Below are 18,376 nucleotides of genomic sequence, written 5' to 3'. Positions count from 1 at the left end.
GGGCCTGCGTGACGAGGCACGTGCCCGCCTGTTCCGCCTCGTGCAGCGCACCGCGCAGTGGCTCAAGGAAGGGCGCGTCACCGAAGAGGCCTCCGTTCGCCTGGCCAACTGGCTGGAACCCCTGCTGCGGCGTGAGAGTTACCTTGCGCTGCTGCTGGAGCGCCCCTCGGTGCACGAGCAACTCCTGCATTTGCTAGGCGCCGCCAAGTGGCCCGCGCGCTACCTGCTGCAGCACCCTGGCGTGATCGACGAGCTGGTGGGTGACCACCTGCTGTCCGAGCGTTTTGTGGTGGCCGATTTCGAGCGTGAGCTGGCAATGCGCCTGGCCTCATTGCGTTCCACCGGCGAGGACGACGACGAAACCTTGCTCAACCTGCTGCGCCGCGCTCAGCACGCCGAAACCTTCCGTACCCTGGCGCGGGATGTGGAACGCCGCATCACCGTCGAACAGGTGGCCGACGACCTCAGCGCCCTGGCAGACAGCGTGCTGCGCATCACCAGCCAGTGGTGCTGGAGCCGTCTCAAGAACCGCCACCGTGAAGAGCCCCAGTTCGCCATCATTGGCTACGGCAAGCTGGGCGGCAAAGAACTGGGCTACGGCAGTGACCTCGACATCGTGTTTGTATTCGACGACGACGACGAGCGCGCTCCTGAGGTCTACGCCGCCTTTGTGCGCAAACTCATCAACTGGCTCACGGTGAAGACAGGCGAGGGCGACCTGTACGAGATCGACACCGCGCTGCGGCCTAACGGCAACTCTGGCCTGCTGGTGACAAGTTTCGAGGCCTATGCCAACTACCAGCAGCAGCGCGGCAGCAACACCGCCTGGACCTGGGAGCACCAGGCCATGACACGTGCTCGGTTTGTGATGGGCAGCGAGGCTTTGCGGGCGCGGTTTGACGCCGTGCGTGAAGCCGTCATCACTTCTACCCGCGACCCGCTGGCCTTGCAAAGCGAGATCGCGACCATGCGCGAGCGCGTGCGCTCGGCCCATCCCACGCCCGCCGGGCGCTTCGATGTGAAGCACAGCCCGGGCGGTATGGTGGACGCCGAATTCGCCGTGCAATACCTGGTGCTGTCGCAGTCGGTGGCCCACCCCGAGCTGCGCGGCAATGTGGGCAACATTGCGTTGTTGCAGCGCGCCGAGCAGGTAGGATTGCTGCCTGCCGGCGTGGGCATAGCAGCTGCTGATGCCTACCGCGAGCTTCGCCGCGTGCAGCACCTGGCGCGCCTGGACGAAGCCCCTACCCAGGTGACGCCTCCCGCGCTGCAGGCCGAACGCGATGCGGTGTTGGCGCTGTGGCGGGCCGTGTTCGGCGAGCAGGCATAGCGCCCTATTGGGGTGTGACAAATGGTTGCATTTTGGTGTGGCATCGCGTCCTGAAAATTCATTAATTCAAACAACTGTTTGAATTATGGTGGTTTAATCCGGGGCCATGAGTTCCGGTGCTCCTTCCTTCATTCCTGCCTCTCAGCGTACGGCCCGCAGTGACGGCGAAGACACGCGCGCGCGCCTGCTGCAGGCCGCGCTGCAGCTTTTTTCCGAAAAGGGCTTTGCCCAGACTTCCGTGCGGGCCATCGCCCAGGCAGCGGGCACCAATGTGGCAGCCATTGCGTACCACTTTGGTGACAAGGCCCAGCTATACACAGCTACGTTCTACGAGCCCTTTGGCAGCAGCAGCGATCTGATTCCGGTGTTTGCAGACCCGGCGCTGGATTTGCACGGCGCGCTGCACCGCTACTTCGCGGGATTTCTGGAGCCGCTCAAGCACGATGACCTGGTGACGCAGTCGCTGCGCCTGCACGTGCGGGAGCTGCTTGAGCCCACCCATGTGTGGCCGGAACTCATCGAAAGCGAGTGCCGTGCTCCTCACATGGCACTTATCCAAGTCCTGTGCCGACACATGGGTGTGTCGGTGGTGGACGACGACATGCACCGGCTCGCCTTCTCTCTGGCGGGCCTGATCATGCAGATGTGGACGCAGCGCGACCCCCTGCAGGCCATTGCTCCCCAGCTGGCGGTTGCCGGGGCGGTGGATGCGTGGGTGGAGCGGTTGACTGGCTACGCCCTGTGCATGGTGCAAGGGGAAATCACCCGGCGGCAGGCCGCGCAAGGGTCCGAGCACCCCGCTTCCAGGACTTCGCACAAGAAGGAATCCAACGCATGAGATTGAGCACTACCTTGAGCACCAACAGATGGGCTTGGGGGGCCTTGCTGCCCCTGGCCCTGGGCGCTTGCGCAACCAGCGCGCCGCCAGCCCGGGTGTCGGCCGTCCCACCCGTGGCATGGCAGGCCCCATTGCCTCACCAGGGCTCGCTGGGCGACATGGCCCGGTGGTGGACTCAGCTGGGCGACCCGCTGTTGGTCGAGCTGATCGACGCCGCCCAAGCCGTGAGCCCAGGCATGGCCCAGGCCCAGGCACGCCTGGCGCAGGCCCGCGCCACGCAGGTCAGCAGCCGCGCCGCGCTGCTGCCGTCGCTCGACGCGCAAGCCAGCGCGAGCCGGGGCCTCAACGAGCAATTGGCGCGCGTGGCCACCACGGCGCAGGCCGGGCTGCAGGCGAGCTGGGAGATCGACCTTTTTGGTGCGAACCGCGCTACCAGCACGGCTGCCGACGAGCGACTGGCGGGCGCACAAGCCCTGTGGCACGAAGCACGCGTGAGCGTGGCGGCCGAAGTGGCGCAGCAGATCAGCAGCCTGCGCACTTGCCTGGCGCAGTTGCAGGTGGCCGAACGCGACGCGCAGTCGCGCGGTGAGACCTCGCGCCTGTCCGGCCTGAGCGAACGCGCGGGCTTCACCGCGCCTGCCACAGCGGCCCTGGCACGCGCAAGCGCAGCCGAGGCCCTGGCCCGCACATCGCAGCAGCGCATGTTGTGCGATGTGGACGTGAAGACCCTGGTGGCGCTCACGGGCTGGGGCGAGTCCACCTTGCGCGCCCGCCTCGCCACCCCTGTGGCTGCGGCACCCGACGCGCTGTTTTCCATTGCAGTGTTGCCCGCGCAGGTGCTGGCCCAGCGACCCGATGTCTACAACGCCGAGCGCGAAGTGGCCGCCGCCAGTGCCGAGGTGGGCAGCGCGCAGGCGCAGCGCTACCCGCGCCTGTCGCTCAGCGGCTCAGTGGGCAGCGCCTGGGTGCGCGCCAGTGGCGTGACGACCGACCTGAACACCTGGACCATCGGCCCCTTGGCGTTGAGTGTGCCTCTGTTCGACGGTGGCCGCCGTGCGGCGGTGAGCGACGCCGCGCAGGCCCGCTACGACGAGGCCGCCACGCTGTACCGCGCCAAGGTGCGCCAGGCCGTGAGCGAGGTGGAACAGGCACTGGTGCGCCTGCAGAGCACGGCCGAGCGCAACGCGAGCGCGCGCACGGCGGCCGAGGGCTACCGCACATCGTTCGACGCGACCGAGGCACGCTGGCGCGGCGGGCTGGCCAGCCTGGTGGAGCTGGAGGATGCGCGGCGCACCTGGCTCGCCGCCGAGAACGCACTGGTCGCGCTGCAGCACGAACGCCAGACCGCCTGGATTGCGCTGTATCGGGCCGCTGGCGGCGGGTGGGGCGTGCAGACGGCCGTCGCTACGGCCGCCCCCACCGCTGCGCGCTGAATGAACCCCTGGGGCTTGGCCGATCGCTGACCTCCTTTTCCTGACACCGACTGGATGAACGGATAGACAACATGCAAACGCAACGCTTTCAAATTTCTGCCACGGCTTTCGCCGTGATCGCTGCCTGTGTGCTGGCCACGGGCGGCGCCCTGGTGTACTCCGGCGCATCGCGTGCCGCCGATGAACCCAAGGCGGGCCAGCCCCGCCCCGCGCTCACGGTGAGCATGGCCCAGCCGCAGCGCATTGCCGTGCCTGTGCGCCTGGCTGCCAACGGCAATGTCGCGGCCTGGCAGGAGGCCAGCATCGGCGCTGAGAGCAACGGCCTGCGCCTGACCGACGTGCGTGTGAACGTGGGCGACGTGGTCAAGGCCGGGCAGGTGCTGGCGACCTTCTCGGCCGAAACGGTGCAGGCCGACGTGGCGCAGGTGCGTGCCAGTCTGCTGGAGGCCCAGGCCAATGCCGCTGAGGCCGCCGCCAATGCCGACCGGGCCCGCGCACTGCAAGCCACGGGTGCTCTGAGCCAGCAGCAGATCCAGCAGTTCACCACCGCGGAGAAGACGGCCCAGGCGCGGGTGGAGGCGGCTCAAGCCACGCTCAACGCTCAGCAGCTGCGTCTGAAATACACCCAGGTCGTGGCGCCCGACGGCGGTGTGATCTCGGCCCGCACGGCCACGGTGGGCGCTGTTGTGGGCGCAGGCACCGAACTGTTCCGCATGGTGCGCAAAGGCCGCCTGGAATGGCGTGCCGAGGTCACCTCCACCGAGCTGCGCCGCATTGCGCCCGGAGCCAAGGTCAGCGTGACGGCGGCCAGCGGCGCGACGGTCGAAGGCACGGTACGCATGGTCGCGCCCACGGTGGACCCGCAGACCCGCAACGCGCTGGTGTATGTGGACCTGCCCGCCGACGCGGACTTCCGGGCGGGCATGTTTGCGCGCGGCGAATTTGCGCTGGGCAACAGCGATGCGCTCACCGTGCCGCAGGAGGCCCTGGTCGTGCGCGATGGCTTCTCGTACGTGTTTGTGGTGGGGCCCGAGCAGCGCGTGCAGCAGCGCAAGGTGCAGGCAGGCCGCCGCGTGGCCGACCGGGTGGAAGTGCTGACGGGCCTGGACGCCAATGCCTCGGTGGCCGTGCGCGGCGCGGGGTTTCTCAACGACGGTGACCTGGTGCGCGTGGCTGCAGCGACCGCAGCCCCTGCCGCGCCCGTGCAGGCCCCAGTGCCCGCGGATTCAAAGCAAAAAATGCCTTCGCCGCGCGATGGTAAAGCACTTAATGCTATAAATTGAGGAGCAATCGGATGAATGTATCCACCTGGTCCATCAAGAACCCCATCCCGGCGCTGATGCTGTTTGTGCTGCTGACCTTCGGCGGCCTGCTGTCCTTCAACGCCATGAAGGTGCAGAACTTCCCGGACATTGATCTGCCAACGATCTCGGTCACCGTGGCGCTGCCGGGCGCATCGCCCGCGCAGCTTGAAAACGACGTGGCGCGCAAGATCGAGAACAGCATCGCCACGCTGCAGGGCCTCAAGCACATCTACACCAAGGTGCAGGATGGTGGGGCCACCATCACCGCCGAGTTCCGGCTGGAAAAGCCCACGCAGGAGGCGCTGGATGACGTGCGCTCCGCCGTGGCACGCGTGCGCGGCGAGTTGCCGGGCGATGTGCGCGACCCCATCGTGACCAAGATGGACCTGGCCGCGCAGCCCGTGCTGGCGTTCACCATCGCGTCAAACCGCATGGATGACGAGGCGCTGTCGTGGTTTGTGGACGATGCCGTGGCCAAGAAGCTGCTCACCGTGCGCGGCGTGGGTGCGGTCACCCGCGTGGGCGGCGTGCAGCGCGAGGTGCATGTGGCCCTCGACCCGGTCAAGCTGCAGGCCCTGGGGGCGACGGCGGCCGATGTGTCGCGCCAGCTGCGCCAGGTGCAGACCGAAAGCGCCGGAGGACGCACTGACCTGGGTGGTAGCGAGCAGCCCGTGCGCACGCTGGCCACCGTGCAGTCGGCGCAGGAGCTGGCCGGCCTCACGCTGGCGTTGTCTGACGGGCGGAAAATCCGCCTGGACCAGGTGGCCACCGTGTCTGACACCATTGCCGAGCCGCGTGCCCTGGCCCTGCTCAATGGCAAGCCGGTGGTGGGCTTCGAGGTGGCGCGCAGCAAGGGCGCGAGCGAGGTCGAGGTGGGCGCGGCCGTGCAGGTGGCCCTTCAGGAGATGCGCGCCCAGCACCCCGACCTCACTATCACCGAGGCGTTCAACTTCGTGCAACCTGTGCAGGAGGAATACGACGGCTCCATGCACCTGCTGTATGAAGGCGCGCTGCTGGCCGTGCTGGTGGTATGGCTGTTCCTGCGCGACTGGCGCGCGACCTTTGTGTCGGCCGTGGCGCTGCCGCTGTCGGTAATCCCGGCATTCATCGGCATGCATCTGCTGGGTTTCTCCATCAACGTGATCACTCTGCTGGCCATGTCGCTGGTGGTGGGCATCCTGGTGGACGATGCCATCGTGGAAGTTGAAAACATCGTGCGCCACCTGCGCATGGGCAAGACGCCCTATCAGGCGGCCATGGAGGCCGCCGATGAAATTGGTCTGGCAGTGGTGGCCACCACCTTCACGCTGATCGCGGTGTTTTTGCCCACCGCTTTCATGAGCGGCATTGCCGGCAAGTTCTTCAAGCAGTTTGGCTGGACGGCGTCGCTGGCGGTGTTTGCCAGCCTGGTGGTGGCGCGTGTGCTCACGCCCATGATGGCGGCCTACATTCTCAAACCCATCGTGGGTGGCCACAAGGACCCGCGCTGGATGACGACCTACCTGCGCTGGGCGGCATGGTGCATCAAGCACCGCTGGGTCACCTTCATGGGCACTGCGGCGTTCTTCATCGGATCGCTGGCGCTGATCCCGCTGCTGCCCACGGGTTTCATACCGCCCGACGACAACTCGCAGACCCAGGTGTACCTGGAGCTACCCCCCGGCGCCACGCTGTCGCAGACCCGCGCGGCGGCCGAGGACGCGCGCGAGCGCATCGCGCGGGTGGACCATGTGAAGAGCGTCTACACCACCATTGGCGGCGGCACTGCGGGGGGGGATCCTTTCATGGGTAGCTCAAACGCCGAGACGCGCAAGGCCACGCTCACCATCCTGCTGGCAGAGCGGGGCGACCGCCCGCGCAAGCAGGGCATCGAGAACCAGATCCGCGCTGCGCTGGAAACCCTGCCTGGCGTGCGAAGCAAGGTGGGCCTGGGCGGCTCGGGTGAGAAGTATGTGCTGGTGCTGACCGGCGATGACCCGCAGGCGCTGACCACTGCTGCGCTGGCGGTCGAGAAGGACCTGCGCACCATCCCTGGCCTGGGCAGTGTGTCGTCCACCGCCAGCCTGGTGCGCTCGGAGATCGCCGTGCGCCCTGATTTTGCGCGCGCCGCCGACCTGGGTGTGACCAGCAGCGCGATTGCCGAAACCTTGCGCATCGCCACGGTGGGCGACTATGACGTGTCGTTGCCCAAGCTCAACCTCGCGTCGCGCCAGGTGCCCATCGTGGTCAAGTTGCAGGACGATGCCCGCAAGGACCTCGCGCTGCTGGAGCGCCTGCCTGTGCAGGGCAGCAAGGGCCCGGTCATGCTGGGCCAGGTGGCTACGCTGGAGTTCAGTGGCGGCCCTGCCGTGGTGGACCGCTACGATCGCGCGCGCAACGTGAACTTCGAGATCGAACTCTCGGGCCAGCCCCTGGGCGATGTGACGAAGGCTGTGGAGGCCCTGCCCTCCATTCAGAACCTGCCGCCGGGCGTGCGCCAGATCACGATCGGTGATGCCGAAATGATGGGCGAGCTGTTTGCGAGCTTTGGCCTGGCCATGCTGACGGGCGTGTTGTGTATCTACATTGTGCTGGTGCTGCTGTTCAAGGACTTCCTGCACCCGGTCACCATCCTGGCGGCATTGCCACTGTCGCTGGGCGGGGCGTTTGTGGGCCTGCTGGTGGCGCAAAAGAGCTTCTCGATGCCCTCGCTCATCGGGCTCATCATGCTCATGGGTATTGCAACCAAAAACTCGATCCTGCTGGTCGAGTACGCCATCTTGGCGCGGCGCGAGCATGGCATGACGCGCCTGGAGGCTCTCATCGACGCCTGCCACAAGCGCGCACGGCCCATCATCATGACCACGCTGGCCATGGGTGCGGGCATGCTGCCCATCGCCATTGGCTTTGGCGCGGCGGACGCCAGCTTCCGCTCGCCCATGGCAGTGGCGGTGATCGGGGGGCTCATCACCTCCACCCTGCTGAGTCTGCTGGTGATTCCGCCGGTGTTCACCAGCGTAGACGACCTGGGCCAGTGGTTCGGGCGCATGTTGCGCCGATTGCGGGGCTTGCACCCGGCGCGTGAGCCTGCCGAAGCCTTGCCACCTGCGCCACCCACGGCGCATTGACTGTCGTCCAGGCCCCGAGGGCCTGGCAGCAACACGGGGGTTGCGTCTGCTGAAAAGCCGGGAAATCACCCGGCAGGCGAAGGGTTTGCCGGGCGCGGTGCGTTGGATAATGTGTAGAGAACCATGAACCTCGTCGGCCTCAACATCGAATCCATCCAGCTCGGTCACCCGCTGCCTTTTGTGCTGCGGGGCTCCGATGGCGCCCTGCTGGCCCAAAAAGGCTATGTGATCCGCACCCGGGAGGAACTGGCCAAGATGGTAGCCCGGGGGCGCCAGCTGTGTGTGGACACCGACGAGTCGGGCGGCAGCCACCGCGCCTACCTGGCACAGCTGCAGCGCATGCTGATAGCGGACACCAACCTGGGCGAGATCGCCGCAATGAAGATGACGGCCGCCGAGGAGTCTGCAAGCCGGGCCCGTGCAGAGGCTGCCCGGGCCCAGGCGGACTGGCCTGAGCTGCAGCTGCGCGCCACGCAACTGCTGCGTACGCCCTCGCCCAGCGATTTTGGTGCGCGCTTCCAGGCACTGCATGAAGAACTGGCCCGCCACTGCGAGCAGACGCCCGACGCCACCCTGCTGGCGCTGATCTATCTGTCGGCCCAGGAAACACGCATGTACAGCGCTACCCACTCCATGCTGGTGAGCTGCGTGTGCATGGTGGTGGCGCGTGAGATGCTGCGCTGGCCTGCGGGCCGGGTGCAGCAGGTGGGGCATGCGGCTCTCAGCATGAACATCTCCATGACGGAGTTGCAGGACCAGCTGGCCCAGCAGTCCCATCCTTTGACTGCGGCGCAGATTGCCGCAGTAGAAAACCACGCCGAGCGTTCCGAGGCACTGCTGCGCCATCTGGGCGTGGCGGACCCGGTATGGCTGGAGGCCGTCCGCTGCCACCACCACCGCACCCCCGGCCCACTGGACCAGAAGACAGATGCCCAGCAGATGGCGCGCCTTGTTCAGCGTGCCGACATCTTTGGAGCACGGCTCGCGCCCCGCGCTGCCCGCTGGCCCATGCCGGTCACTGCTGCCATGCAGGCCAGCTACTACGACGAAGAGCAGCAGGCGGACGAAGCCGGTGCTGCGCTGGTGAAGACTCTGGGTGTGTACCCGCCGGGCGCCTTTGTGCGACTGGCCAGCCGCGAGGTGGGTGTGGTGATCCGTCGGGGCACCACCGCCACCACGCCCAAGGTGGCCGTGGTGACCAACCGCGACGGCATGCCCACGGGCGAGCCCATCCCGCGCGATTCGGGCATGCCACCCTGGAAGGTCACCGGTGTGGTGGCCTTCAAGGATGTGCGGGTCAAGCTCTCCCTGCACCGTCTGTTGCAGATGGTCTGACCTCTGGGCGCACCTTGGGTGTCGCCAGCAGTTCCCCCTTCTTTTTCCCTTTTTCCCCGGTCTGCCCGCCGGCCCAGCATCTTGCGGGCATGGCCCGCGTGCGCTTGCCCGCTTGCTGTACGCAGAGCGGGCGGGCCTACCCATGCTGCCATGTCGGAAATATGAATCCAAAGGCGGGGGTAATGCGTATACCGTTCAGTACAAATAAAAACTCATGTGGACAAAAAATGATGAAGCGGTTAAATTGCCCCCATCACTTGCCAGCTGCCCAACACCCCATGAACACAAAGTCACGCTGTATCTCCCTGGCCGCCCTGCTGGCGGGGCTGTTGCTGGCGCCCCAGGCAAAGGCGGCGGACACCGAGGCCCAGTGCCCTAGTACGCTGAAGCACAGCTTCCCCCGCCTGCAGGACGAAAAGCCCCAGTCGCTGTGCCAATACAGCGGAAAAGTGGTGCTGGTGGTCAATACGGCCAGTTTCTGCGGCTTTACCGGCCAGTACAAGGGGCTGGAGGAGCTGTATGCGCGCTACAAGGACAGGGGCCTGGTGGTGCTGGGCTTTCCGTCCAACGACTTTGCCCAGGAAAAAGGCAGCAACAAGGAGATCGCGGACTTCTGCGAAAACACCTTCGGGGTGAAATTTCCGATGTTCGCCAAGAGCAGCGTGAAAGGCCCTGAGGCCTCGCCGCTGTTCCAGCAGCTGGCGCAGTTGTCAGGCACCGCGCCGCGCTGGAACTTCCACAAGTACCTGCTGGGGCGTGACGGCCAAGTAGTGGACAACTATTCCAGCCTGACCGGCCCTGACAACAAGGGCCTGGTGCGGGCCATCGAGCAGCAACTGGCCCGGCCCGCCCCCCGGTGAGCGCCATGGTTTCTTTACGTTTTTTTATAAAAATTCCGGGCGAGCTCTGGAACTTCGCGGAAATGGCACCACTCTATCCATTGCGCAAGACGATTGCGCAGCGTACAGTTTTAATGTTGCGAAGCCTTTCGGGCCCCCGGGTTCCGACTGACCTCCTGGAGCGCTTCTCCTCCCTCCCTCTCTTATTCGTTTCGGGACGCTTCGCAACCTTTTTATTCCGTGTACCGGCCAGAGGGAGCCGGTCATGAAAATCGCCATCATCGGCACCGGCATCTCCGGGCTATCCGTCGCGCACAAGCTGCGCGGTCAGGCAGACATCACGCTGTTTGAGGCGGGTGACTACTTTGGCGGCCACACCCACACGGTGGATGTGACGTTGCCCGATGCGTCGGGGACATTGGTTACCCACGGTGTGGACACCGGCTTTCTGGTGTTCAACGAGCGCACCTACCCCCACCTCATCCGCCTGCTGGCCGAGCTGGGCGTGGAGACCGCCAAATCCGACATGTCGTTCTCGGTGCAGGTGCCCTCCGCCCTGGGCGTTGGCCGCGCTCTGGAGTGGAGCGGCACCAACCTCAGCACGGTGTTTGCGCAGCGCTCCAACCTGGCCAACCCGCGCTTTCTCGGCATGCTGCGCGACCTGCTGCGCTTCAACAAGCTGTGCACACGCATTGCAGAAAAACAGGCCGAGGCGGCGCTGATGCAGCCACTGGGCGACTTCTTGCGCGAGCACCGCTTTGGCGACGCGTTCCGCGACTGGTACTTCCTGCCTATGTTGGGCTGCATCTGGAGCTGCCCGACTGACCAGATGCTCAAGTTCCCCGTGGCCACCATGATCCGGTTCTGCCACAACCACGGGCTCATCCAGGTGAGCAACCGCCCACAGTGGTGGACGGTGTCTGGTGGTGCGCGCCACTACGTGGAGAAGATCGTGGCGGGCATTGCCGACAAGCGTCTGAACACCCCCGTGCGCCGCATCGAACGCGACGCGGCTGGTGTGCGTGTGTTGACTGCCGGCTATTCAGAGCACTTCGACAAAGTGGTACTGGCCACGCATTCCGACCAGTCACTCGCGCTGCTGGCCGAACCCACCCTGCAGGAACGAGCCGTGCTCGGCGCCATCCGCTACCAGGCCAACCGCGCCGTGCTGCACACCGACACTTCGGTGCTGCCTGCGCGCCGCGCTGCCTGGGCTGCTTGGAACTACGAGCGTGCCCAGCAAAAGAGCCGCGAGTCGGCCCGTGTGTGCCTGCACTACCTCATCAACCAACTGCAGCCCGTGCCCTTTGCCCAGCCAGTGGTGGTGTCGCTCAATCCGGTGCGCGACATTGCGCCCGAAAAAGTGATCGGCAGCTACGAGTACGCACACCCGGTGTTCGACATGGCCGCCATCCGTGCGCAGCAGCAGGTGGGCAAGCTGCAAGGGCAGCAGAACACCTGGTTCTGCGGCGCCTGGACGGGCTATGGCTTCCATGATGACGGGCTGAAATCCGGACTGGCCGTGGCCGAACGGCTGCGTGCCACCCTGCCCACACCCATGGCGGAGGCCGCGTGAGTCTCACTTCAGCCCCGTCCGCAGCGCCCCTGATCGGCTTCGGTCAGGTGCGCCACGCGCGGCTGCGGCCCCGGCGGCATGCATTTGCCTACCCCACGTTTTTCCTGATGCTGCCCATGCGCAGCCTGCCCGGCCTGCGCAGCGCGCTGGCCGTGAACCGAAGCGGCGCCATCAGTTTTCATGACGTGGACCACGGCGACGGCCGCAGCGCCGTGCAGGGCGGGGCGCTGGCCTGGCTCGACGAGCTGCTGCGGGCCGAAGGCATCACCGACGCAACAGGCGAGGTCTGGCTGCACTGCTACCCGCGCGTGCTGGGCTACACCTTCAAGCCCGTGAGCTTCTGGTACTGCCACCGCACCGATGGCAGCCTGCGCGCCATCGTGGTCGAGGTGAACAACACCTTTGGCGAGCGCCACTGTTATCTGTTGGACACCCCCCAGTACGGCGTGGAGCAGCAGGCGCGCAAGGTGTTCCATGTGTCGCCGTTCTGCGAAGTCAGTGGCGGTTACCGCTTTCGTTTCATGCGCACCGAGGCCGGTGCGCAGGACGCGGGCCGCACCGTGGTGCGCATCGACCACGACGACGATACCGGCCCGCTCATCCAGACCAGCGTGAGCGGCACCCTGCACGCCATCACCCCGCAGACCCTGCGCCAGGCGCTCTGGGGTTATCCCGCCATGACGCTGGCCATCATTGCCCGCATTCACTGGCACGCGCTGCAGCTGTGGCTCAAGCGTGTGCGTTTCCACCGCAAGCCCGAGGCGCCCGCCGCCGCAGTGACCCGCTGATTTCCATGACGAACGAGACCGCCATGAATTCCACCACCGCCCCCCGCTCTGCCCTGACCCTGCCAGCAGGCACACCGGCTGCCGCCCGCACTGCGCTCAAGCTGCTGCAGCGTCTGCAGCATGGCCACCTTACTGTGCAGCTGCCCGACGGCACCTTGCAGCACTTCGGGCACGGCAACGGCCCCTCGGCAGCGATCACGCTCAAGAACTGGAACGTCTGCAGCGCCGCGCTCAAGTCGGGCGACATCGGCTTTGCCGAGAGCTACATCGCGGGCGACTGGACCACGCCGCACCTCACCGACCTGCTCAAGCTCTTCATCGCCAACCGCCAGCAGGTGGAAGGCGTGATCTATGGCACCTGGGCTGGGCGGCTGCTGTACCGCATCAAGCACCTGCTCAACCGCAACACGCGCGCCAACAGCCAGAAAAACATCCACGCCCACTACGACCTGGGCAACGCGTTCTACGAGCTGTGGCTGGACGACACGATGAACTACTCGTCCGCGTGGTTCGAGGGCGACGCAGACGGCGACATGCGCAAGGCCCAGCACGCCAAGGTGCGCCGCGCGCTGCGCATGGCTGGCGTGCAGCCGGGCTCCCGCGTGCTGGAGATCGGCTGCGGCTGGGGCGCACTGGCCGAGATGGCGACCGTCGAATTCGGCGCGAATCTCACGGGGGTGACGCTCTCCACCGAGCAGCTCGCATTCGCGCAAAAGCGCATGGCCCAGCAGGGAGTGGCCGAACACGCCGACCTGCGTCTGCAGGACTACCGCGACATCCAGGACGGTCCATACGACGCCATCTGCTCCATCGAAATGGTCGAGGCCGTGGGCCGCGAATACTGGCCCACCTACTTTCAGTCGGTGAACCGCCTGCTCAAGCCGGGCGGCAAAGCCTGCATTCAGAGCATCGTCATCGACGACAGCCTGTTCGAGCGCTACATCAGCTCCACCGACTTCATCCAGCAGTACATCTTCCCCGGCGGGTGTCTGCCCTGCCCGCGCGAGTTCCGCCGCGAGGCCGAGGCCGCAGGCCTGCGCGTGGTGGATGAGTTTGCGTTCGGCCAGGACTACGCCGAGACCCTCAAGCGCTGGCGCGAGCGCTTTCTGGCGCAGCGCACGCAGATCCTGCAACTGGGGTTCGATGAGCGCTTCATGCACATCTGGGAGTTCTACCTCGCCTACTGCGAGGCCGCGTTTGCCATGGGCAACATCGACCTGGTGCAGTACACCTTGGTGAAAGCATGAATGCTATTAAAAACATAGCTATTAGCGCTTTGCTATCAGGCGCAGGGGCCGTTTTTGGCTCGAATTTTGCAATGGCGCAAGGCCCGCAAGGCGCACAAGGGGTTGTTGCCGCGTCGCCAAGCGCCAGCGCACCTTTGGCGGGCGCGCGCCTGGTGGGGCAGGGCACCTTGCGTTTCCTGGGTTTTGAGGTGTACCGCGCTCGCCTGTGGGCCCAGCCCGGTTTTGATGCCGACCAGTACAGCGCACACCCGCTGGCGCTGGAGCTGACCTACCAGCGCAACTTCACTGCCGAGGCCATTGCCAAACGCTCCATCGAAGAAATGCGCCGCGTGGGCAGCTTCACGCCGCAGCAGGCCACCCACTGGCAGCAGGCGCTGCAGGCGGCGTTGCCGGATGTAAAACCTGGCGACCGCCTGCTCGGCCTGTACCAGCCGGGTGCAGGCGCCGTCTTCAAGATGGGCGGCCGCGTGGTGGGCGAGGTGGCTGACGCCGAATTTTCTCGCCTGTTCTTCGGCATCTGGCTCTCGCCCCAGACCTCCGAACCCGGTCTGCGCCGGGAGCTGCTGGCCGCCACCCGAACCGCAGGCCAACCATGACCGCCATGCAGCCCATCCGCGCCAGTGCAGGCTTGGCCTATGGGCTGCTCGGGCTGCCGCTGGCGTTTGTGGCGCTGCCTCTGTATGTGCTGCTGCCCAACCACTACGCACGCGAATTCGCCATGCCGCTGGCCACGCTGGGCTCGGTGCTGCTGGCAGCGCGGCTTTTTGATGCGTTCATCGACCCGCTGCTGGGCCGCCTGTCCGACCACCTCTTTGGCCGCTCGGTGCGTGCCGTGCTGGCGGTGGGCGCGGGGTCGGCAGTGGTGCTGGCACTGGGCTTGACCAGCCTGTTCTTTCCACTAGTGCGTGGGGCCGACGCGCTCATCACCTGGGCGCTGGTGGCGCTGCTCATCACCTACACCGCCTACAGCCAGCTCAGCATTGCACACCAGTCCTGGGGCGCGCGGCTGGGCGGCGACGAGCTGCAGCGCGGCCGCATCGTGGCCTGGCGTGAGGGCGCAGCGCTGGTGGGCGTGGTGCTGGCCTCGGTGCTGCCCGCGCTGCTGGGCCTGCCGGTCATGCTCAGCGTGTTTGCCATCACCTTGCTGCTGGGCTGGTGGGCTTGGACGCGTGCGCCACGCCCCGCAACGCATGCGGGCGGTGCCGTGGCGGGGGTGTACCGCCCCCCGCAGCGCGCCAGCCTGTGGCGGCCCTGGGGCCGCCCTGCGTTTCGCCGCCTGCTGGCGGTGTTCATGCTCAACGGCATTGCCAGCGCCATACCGGCCACGCTGGTGCTGTTTTTTATCCAGGACCGTCTGCAGGCCCCGTCCGCGCAGGAGCCGATGTTTCTGGCGGCCTATTTTGTGTGTGCAGCGCTGTCCATCCCGCTGTGGCTGCGCGCTGTGGCGCACTGGGGCCTGGCGCGCACCTGGCTGGCGGGCATGCTCTTGGCGATTGGCGTGTTTGTGTGGACGGCGTTCCTGGGCGCGGGCGATGTGGTGCCCTTCCTTGTGGTCTGTGCGTTGTCGGGCGTGGCCCTGGGCACCGACCTGGCCCTGCCTAGCGCGCTGCTGGCAGGTGTGATCGCGGCGGAGGGCGACAGCGGCCAGCACGACGGCGCGTATTTCGGCTGGTGGAACTTTGCCACCAAGCTCAACCTGGCGCTGGCCGCAGGCCTGGCGCTGCCCCTGCTGGGCTGGCTGGGCTACACCCCCGGCACGCGCAGTGCCGAGGGCCTGCAGACCTTGGGTTGGGCCTACGCGGTGCTGCCCTGCATGCTCAAGTTGCTGGCAGCAGGGGCGCTGTATTTCCTGGTGCTTCGGCCGGCGCACCGCACGGCCAGCGCCTGACAGTCTGAGGGAACTCCCATGATGCAAAGACGCCTTCTCCTATCTGCCGCCGTGGCGGCCCCTGTGGTGCTGTCCGGCTGCGCCAGCCAGAACCTTGATAGCTACGCCAGCGAAAAGCCGGTGCTCGACCTGGCCCAGTATTTCAACGGCAAGATCGACGCCTACGGCATTTTCCAGGACCGCAGCGGCCAGATCGTCAAACGCTTCACCGTCGTCATGGACTGCACTTGGAAGGGCAACGAGGGCGTGCTCGACGAAGCCTTCACTTACTCCGACGGCACCACGCAGCGCCGCATCTGGCGGCTGACGAAACATGCCGACGGCCGCTACACCGGCACTGCCGACGATGTGGTGGGCACCGCCAACGGCCAGACGCGCGGCAACGCCTTCCGCTGGAACTACACACTCGCCCTGCCGGTGGATGGCACGGTCTACAACGTGGATCTGGACGACTGGATGTACCTCATTGACGACCGCGTGATGCTCAACCGCGCCACCATGAGCAAGTTCGGCGTACGGCTGGGCGAGATCACCTTGTCCTTCACCAAACGCGCACCATGAGCCTCAACCCCCCCCTGCGCGACTGGCATGGCCGCCGGGTCTGGCTCATCGGGGCCAGCAGCGGCATTGGCAGGGCCACGGCAGTCGCGCTGCATGCGCGCGGTGCGCAGGTCATCGTGTCGGCGCGCAACGGCGATGCCCTCCAGGCGTTCGTGGCGCAGCACCCCGGCAGCGTGGCCCTGGCCTTCGACACCGCCGAGCCCGATCAGGTGCAGACCGCTGCCGTGCAGGTGCTGGCAGGCGGCGCGCCCGATCTGGTGTGCTACTGCGCTGGCTACTACCGCGACATGCGCGCCACCGATTTCGACCTGGCCGTGATGCTGCGCCACGAGCAGATCAACTACAACGGCGTGCTGCATGTCCTGGCTGCCGTATTGCCCGCCATGCTGGCTGCAGCCCAGGCCGGGCGCCCAGGGCATGTGAGCCTGATCAGCAGCGTGGCGGGTTTCCGGGGGCTTCCCAAGAGTCTGGCCTACGGGCCCACCAAGGCCGCGCTCATCAACCTGGCCGAGGCGCTGTACCTGGATCTGCACGACCTGGGGCTGGGCGTGAGCGTGATCAACCCTGGCTTTGTGGCCACGCCGCTCACGGCGGGCAACGACTTCACCATGCCCGCCCTGATTTCGCCCGAGGCGGCAGCGGATGCGATCCTGCAGGGCTGGGCGCGGGGGCAGTTCGACATCCACTTCCCCAAGCGCTTCACCCGCGTCATGAAGCTGCTGCGCGTGCTGCCGTATCGGTGGTACTTTCCGGCGGTTCGCAAATTCACAGGTCTTTGAACGGTATGCACCCACCGGAAACCACGATCGCTACGGAAGAAACCGTCACGCGCGTCATTGCGTTCTTTGAAAACCTGTCGCCCGCCGATGTGGCGACCATCGGCCAGTTCTATGCGCCCCAGGCGCGCTTCAAGGATCCGTTCAACGAAGTCGTGGGCGTAACTGCCATCCAGGGCATTTTTGCCCACATGTTCGAGGCGCTGGAGCAGCCACGGTTTGTGGTCACCGGCCGCGTGGTGCAGGGGCAGCAGTGTTTTCTGACCTGGGATTTCCTCTTTGCCTTCAAGAGCTTTGAAAAGGGCGTGACCCAAACGGTGCGCGGCGCCTCGCACCTGGTGCTGGACGAACAAGGTCTGGTGACCCTGCACCGCGACTACTGGGACGCGGCCGAGGAGTTGTACGAAAAGTTGCCCGTGGTCGGTGCGCTGATGCGCTGGCTCAAGAAACGCGCCAACAGTTAAGGATGTCCTGCATAACTCCCTGCGGTCTGTGATAGCGCGGCCTCGGGCAGTCCGCTGCGTTGCTTTTTCTTGCCAATAGCCGGGCTATTGGCTGCAAAAAGACGCCTTGCGGCCTGTCCCGATCCGCACTACCACCGACTCGCGAGGGTTATGCAGGACATCCTTAACAATTAGTTGATCGTTGGCGGGTGTTGTATCGCGCCAGGGGCTTGATGCTGGCGCTCAGGATGGCCTGGTGTCTGCGAAGCTCGGGCGCAGCATCAGCTTGTCCAGCAGCTTGCCCAGGTTGGGGTATTCGTTGCGCCAGGCGATTTCTGGGAAGCGGAACTCCAGCCAGCCCAAGGCACAGCCCACGGCGATGTCGGACAGGCTCAGGTGGATACCGCTGCAATAGGGCTTGTCGCCCAGGCCCTGGCTCATGGACTTGAGGCCGTCGTTCACCTTGATCAGCTGGCGGTCAATCCAGGCATGGCTGCGCTCGCTGTCCTTGCGGTGGGCCCAGGTGGCTTCCAGGCGGGCCAGAATGGCGGCGTCCATCACGCCATCGGCCAGCGCCTCCCAGGTCTTGACCTCGGCGCGCTCGCGGCCTTGCGACGGGATCAGCTTGCCCACGGGCGAGAGGGTGTCGAGGTATTCGACGATCACGCGGGAGTCAAATACCGCTTCGCCGCCTTCCATCACCAGGCAGGGGACCTTGCCCAGCGGGTTGGAAGTGGCGATGTGGGTGTCGTCAGCCCAGACGTTTTCTTGTACGAACTGGTAGTCGAGCTTTTTCTCCGCCATCACGATACGTACCTTGCGCACGTAGGGGCTGGTGGTGGCTCCGATCAATTTCATGGTGTGTCTTCCAGTGCGCGGGGATGCTGAACAATTCGGGTTTGATTCTATCG

At 66.0% G+C, this 18,376-nt stretch carries 16 protein-coding genes; 15 read left to right on the top strand and 1 reads right to left on the bottom strand.

The window, feature by feature from the left end; all coding sequences use genetic code 11:
- The 15 genes from DBR12_RS22645 to DBR12_RS08760 form a co-directional block, all read left to right on the top strand.
- The coding region (locus DBR12_RS22645; protein ID WP_233244365.1) for a DUF294 nucleotidyltransferase-like domain-containing protein at positions 1–1,330 on the top strand (1,330 nt) is incomplete at its 5' end.
- A gap of 106 nt (positions 1,331–1,436) precedes the next feature.
- Positions 1,437–2,168: a TetR/AcrR family transcriptional regulator gene (locus tag DBR12_RS08825; RefSeq protein WP_108616913.1), complete on the top strand. Its 732-nt coding sequence runs from the start codon at positions 1,437–1,439 to the stop codon at positions 2,166–2,168.
- Positions 2,165–3,601 (top strand): efflux transporter outer membrane subunit, encoded by a 1,437-nt coding sequence (locus DBR12_RS08820; RefSeq protein WP_108616912.1) that lies wholly within the window; start codon positions 2,165–2,167, stop codon positions 3,599–3,601. The genes DBR12_RS08825 and DBR12_RS08820 overlap by 4 nt, the downstream gene beginning before the upstream one ends.
- A gap of 71 nt (positions 3,602–3,672) precedes the next feature.
- Entirely contained in the window at positions 3,673–4,884 is a 1,212-nt protein-coding gene (locus DBR12_RS08815) for an efflux RND transporter periplasmic adaptor subunit (protein ID WP_108616911.1), read from the top strand.
- 11 nt (positions 4,885–4,895) lie between these two features.
- Positions 4,896–8,012, top strand: coding sequence for an efflux RND transporter permease subunit (locus DBR12_RS08810; RefSeq protein ID WP_108616910.1), 3,117 nt, complete (start codon positions 4,896–4,898; stop codon positions 8,010–8,012).
- Between the two features lie 123 nt (positions 8,013–8,135).
- A complete protein-coding gene (locus tag DBR12_RS08805; protein WP_108616909.1) occupies positions 8,136–9,347 on the top strand; it encodes an HD-GYP domain-containing protein in 1,212 nt (403 codons plus the stop codon).
- Positions 9,348–9,625: 278 nt separating this feature from the next.
- Positions 9,626–10,207: a glutathione peroxidase gene (locus DBR12_RS08800; RefSeq protein WP_108616908.1), complete on the top strand. Its 582-nt coding sequence runs from the start codon at positions 9,626–9,628 to the stop codon at positions 10,205–10,207.
- Positions 10,208–10,451: 244 nt separating this feature from the next.
- A complete protein-coding gene (locus tag DBR12_RS08795; protein WP_108616907.1) occupies positions 10,452–11,762 on the top strand; it encodes an NAD(P)/FAD-dependent oxidoreductase in 1,311 nt (436 codons plus the stop codon).
- A complete protein-coding gene (locus DBR12_RS08790) occupies positions 11,759–12,550 on the top strand; it encodes a DUF1365 domain-containing protein (RefSeq protein WP_108616906.1) in 792 nt (263 codons plus the stop codon). Before DBR12_RS08795 ends, DBR12_RS08790 begins: the two co-directional genes overlap by 4 nt.
- 23 nt (positions 12,551–12,573) lie before the next feature.
- The gene (locus tag DBR12_RS08785; protein WP_108616918.1) at positions 12,574–13,797 is read left to right on the top strand and encodes a cyclopropane-fatty-acyl-phospholipid synthase family protein; all 1,224 of its coding nucleotides are present in this window, start codon (positions 12,574–12,576) and stop codon (positions 13,795–13,797) included.
- Between the two features lie 71 nt (positions 13,798–13,868).
- Positions 13,869–14,393 (top strand): chalcone isomerase family protein, encoded by a 525-nt coding sequence (locus DBR12_RS08780; protein ID WP_108616905.1) that lies wholly within the window; start codon positions 13,869–13,871, stop codon positions 14,391–14,393.
- A complete protein-coding gene (locus DBR12_RS08775; RefSeq protein WP_108616904.1) occupies positions 14,390–15,685 on the top strand; it encodes an MFS transporter in 1,296 nt (431 codons plus the stop codon). The genes DBR12_RS08780 and DBR12_RS08775 overlap by 4 nt, the downstream gene beginning before the upstream one ends.
- Positions 15,686–15,703: 18 nt before the next feature.
- Positions 15,704–16,246 carry a DUF3833 domain-containing protein gene (locus DBR12_RS08770; RefSeq protein ID WP_108616903.1) on the top strand — a complete coding sequence of 181 codons (543 nt, stop codon included), beginning with the start codon at positions 15,704–15,706 and terminating at the stop codon, positions 16,244–16,246.
- A complete protein-coding gene (locus DBR12_RS08765) occupies positions 16,243–17,025 on the top strand; it encodes an SDR family oxidoreductase (protein ID WP_108616902.1) in 783 nt (260 codons plus the stop codon). The genes DBR12_RS08770 and DBR12_RS08765 overlap by 4 nt, the downstream gene beginning before the upstream one ends.
- A 5-nt stretch (positions 17,026–17,030) precedes the next feature.
- On the top strand, positions 17,031–17,486 hold the full coding sequence (locus DBR12_RS08760; RefSeq protein WP_108616901.1) for a nuclear transport factor 2 family protein: 456 nt from the start codon (positions 17,031–17,033) through the stop codon (positions 17,484–17,486).
- A 222-nt stretch (positions 17,487–17,708) separates the two neighbouring features.
- Here DBR12_RS08760 and DBR12_RS08755 read toward each other — a convergent pair whose 3' ends face one another.
- Positions 17,709–18,323 carry a glutathione S-transferase N-terminal domain-containing protein gene (locus DBR12_RS08755; RefSeq protein ID WP_108616900.1) on the bottom strand — a complete coding sequence of 205 codons (615 nt, stop codon included), beginning with the start codon at positions 18,321–18,323 and terminating at the stop codon, positions 17,709–17,711.
- Positions 18,324–18,376: the final 53 nt, after the last annotated feature.

This window comes from Acidovorax sp. HMWF029 (assembly GCF_003060895.1).
Lineage (GTDB): Bacteria > Pseudomonadota > Gammaproteobacteria > Burkholderiales > Burkholderiaceae_C > Acidovorax.
This window is presented reverse-complemented; position numbering and strand designations above follow the sequence as displayed.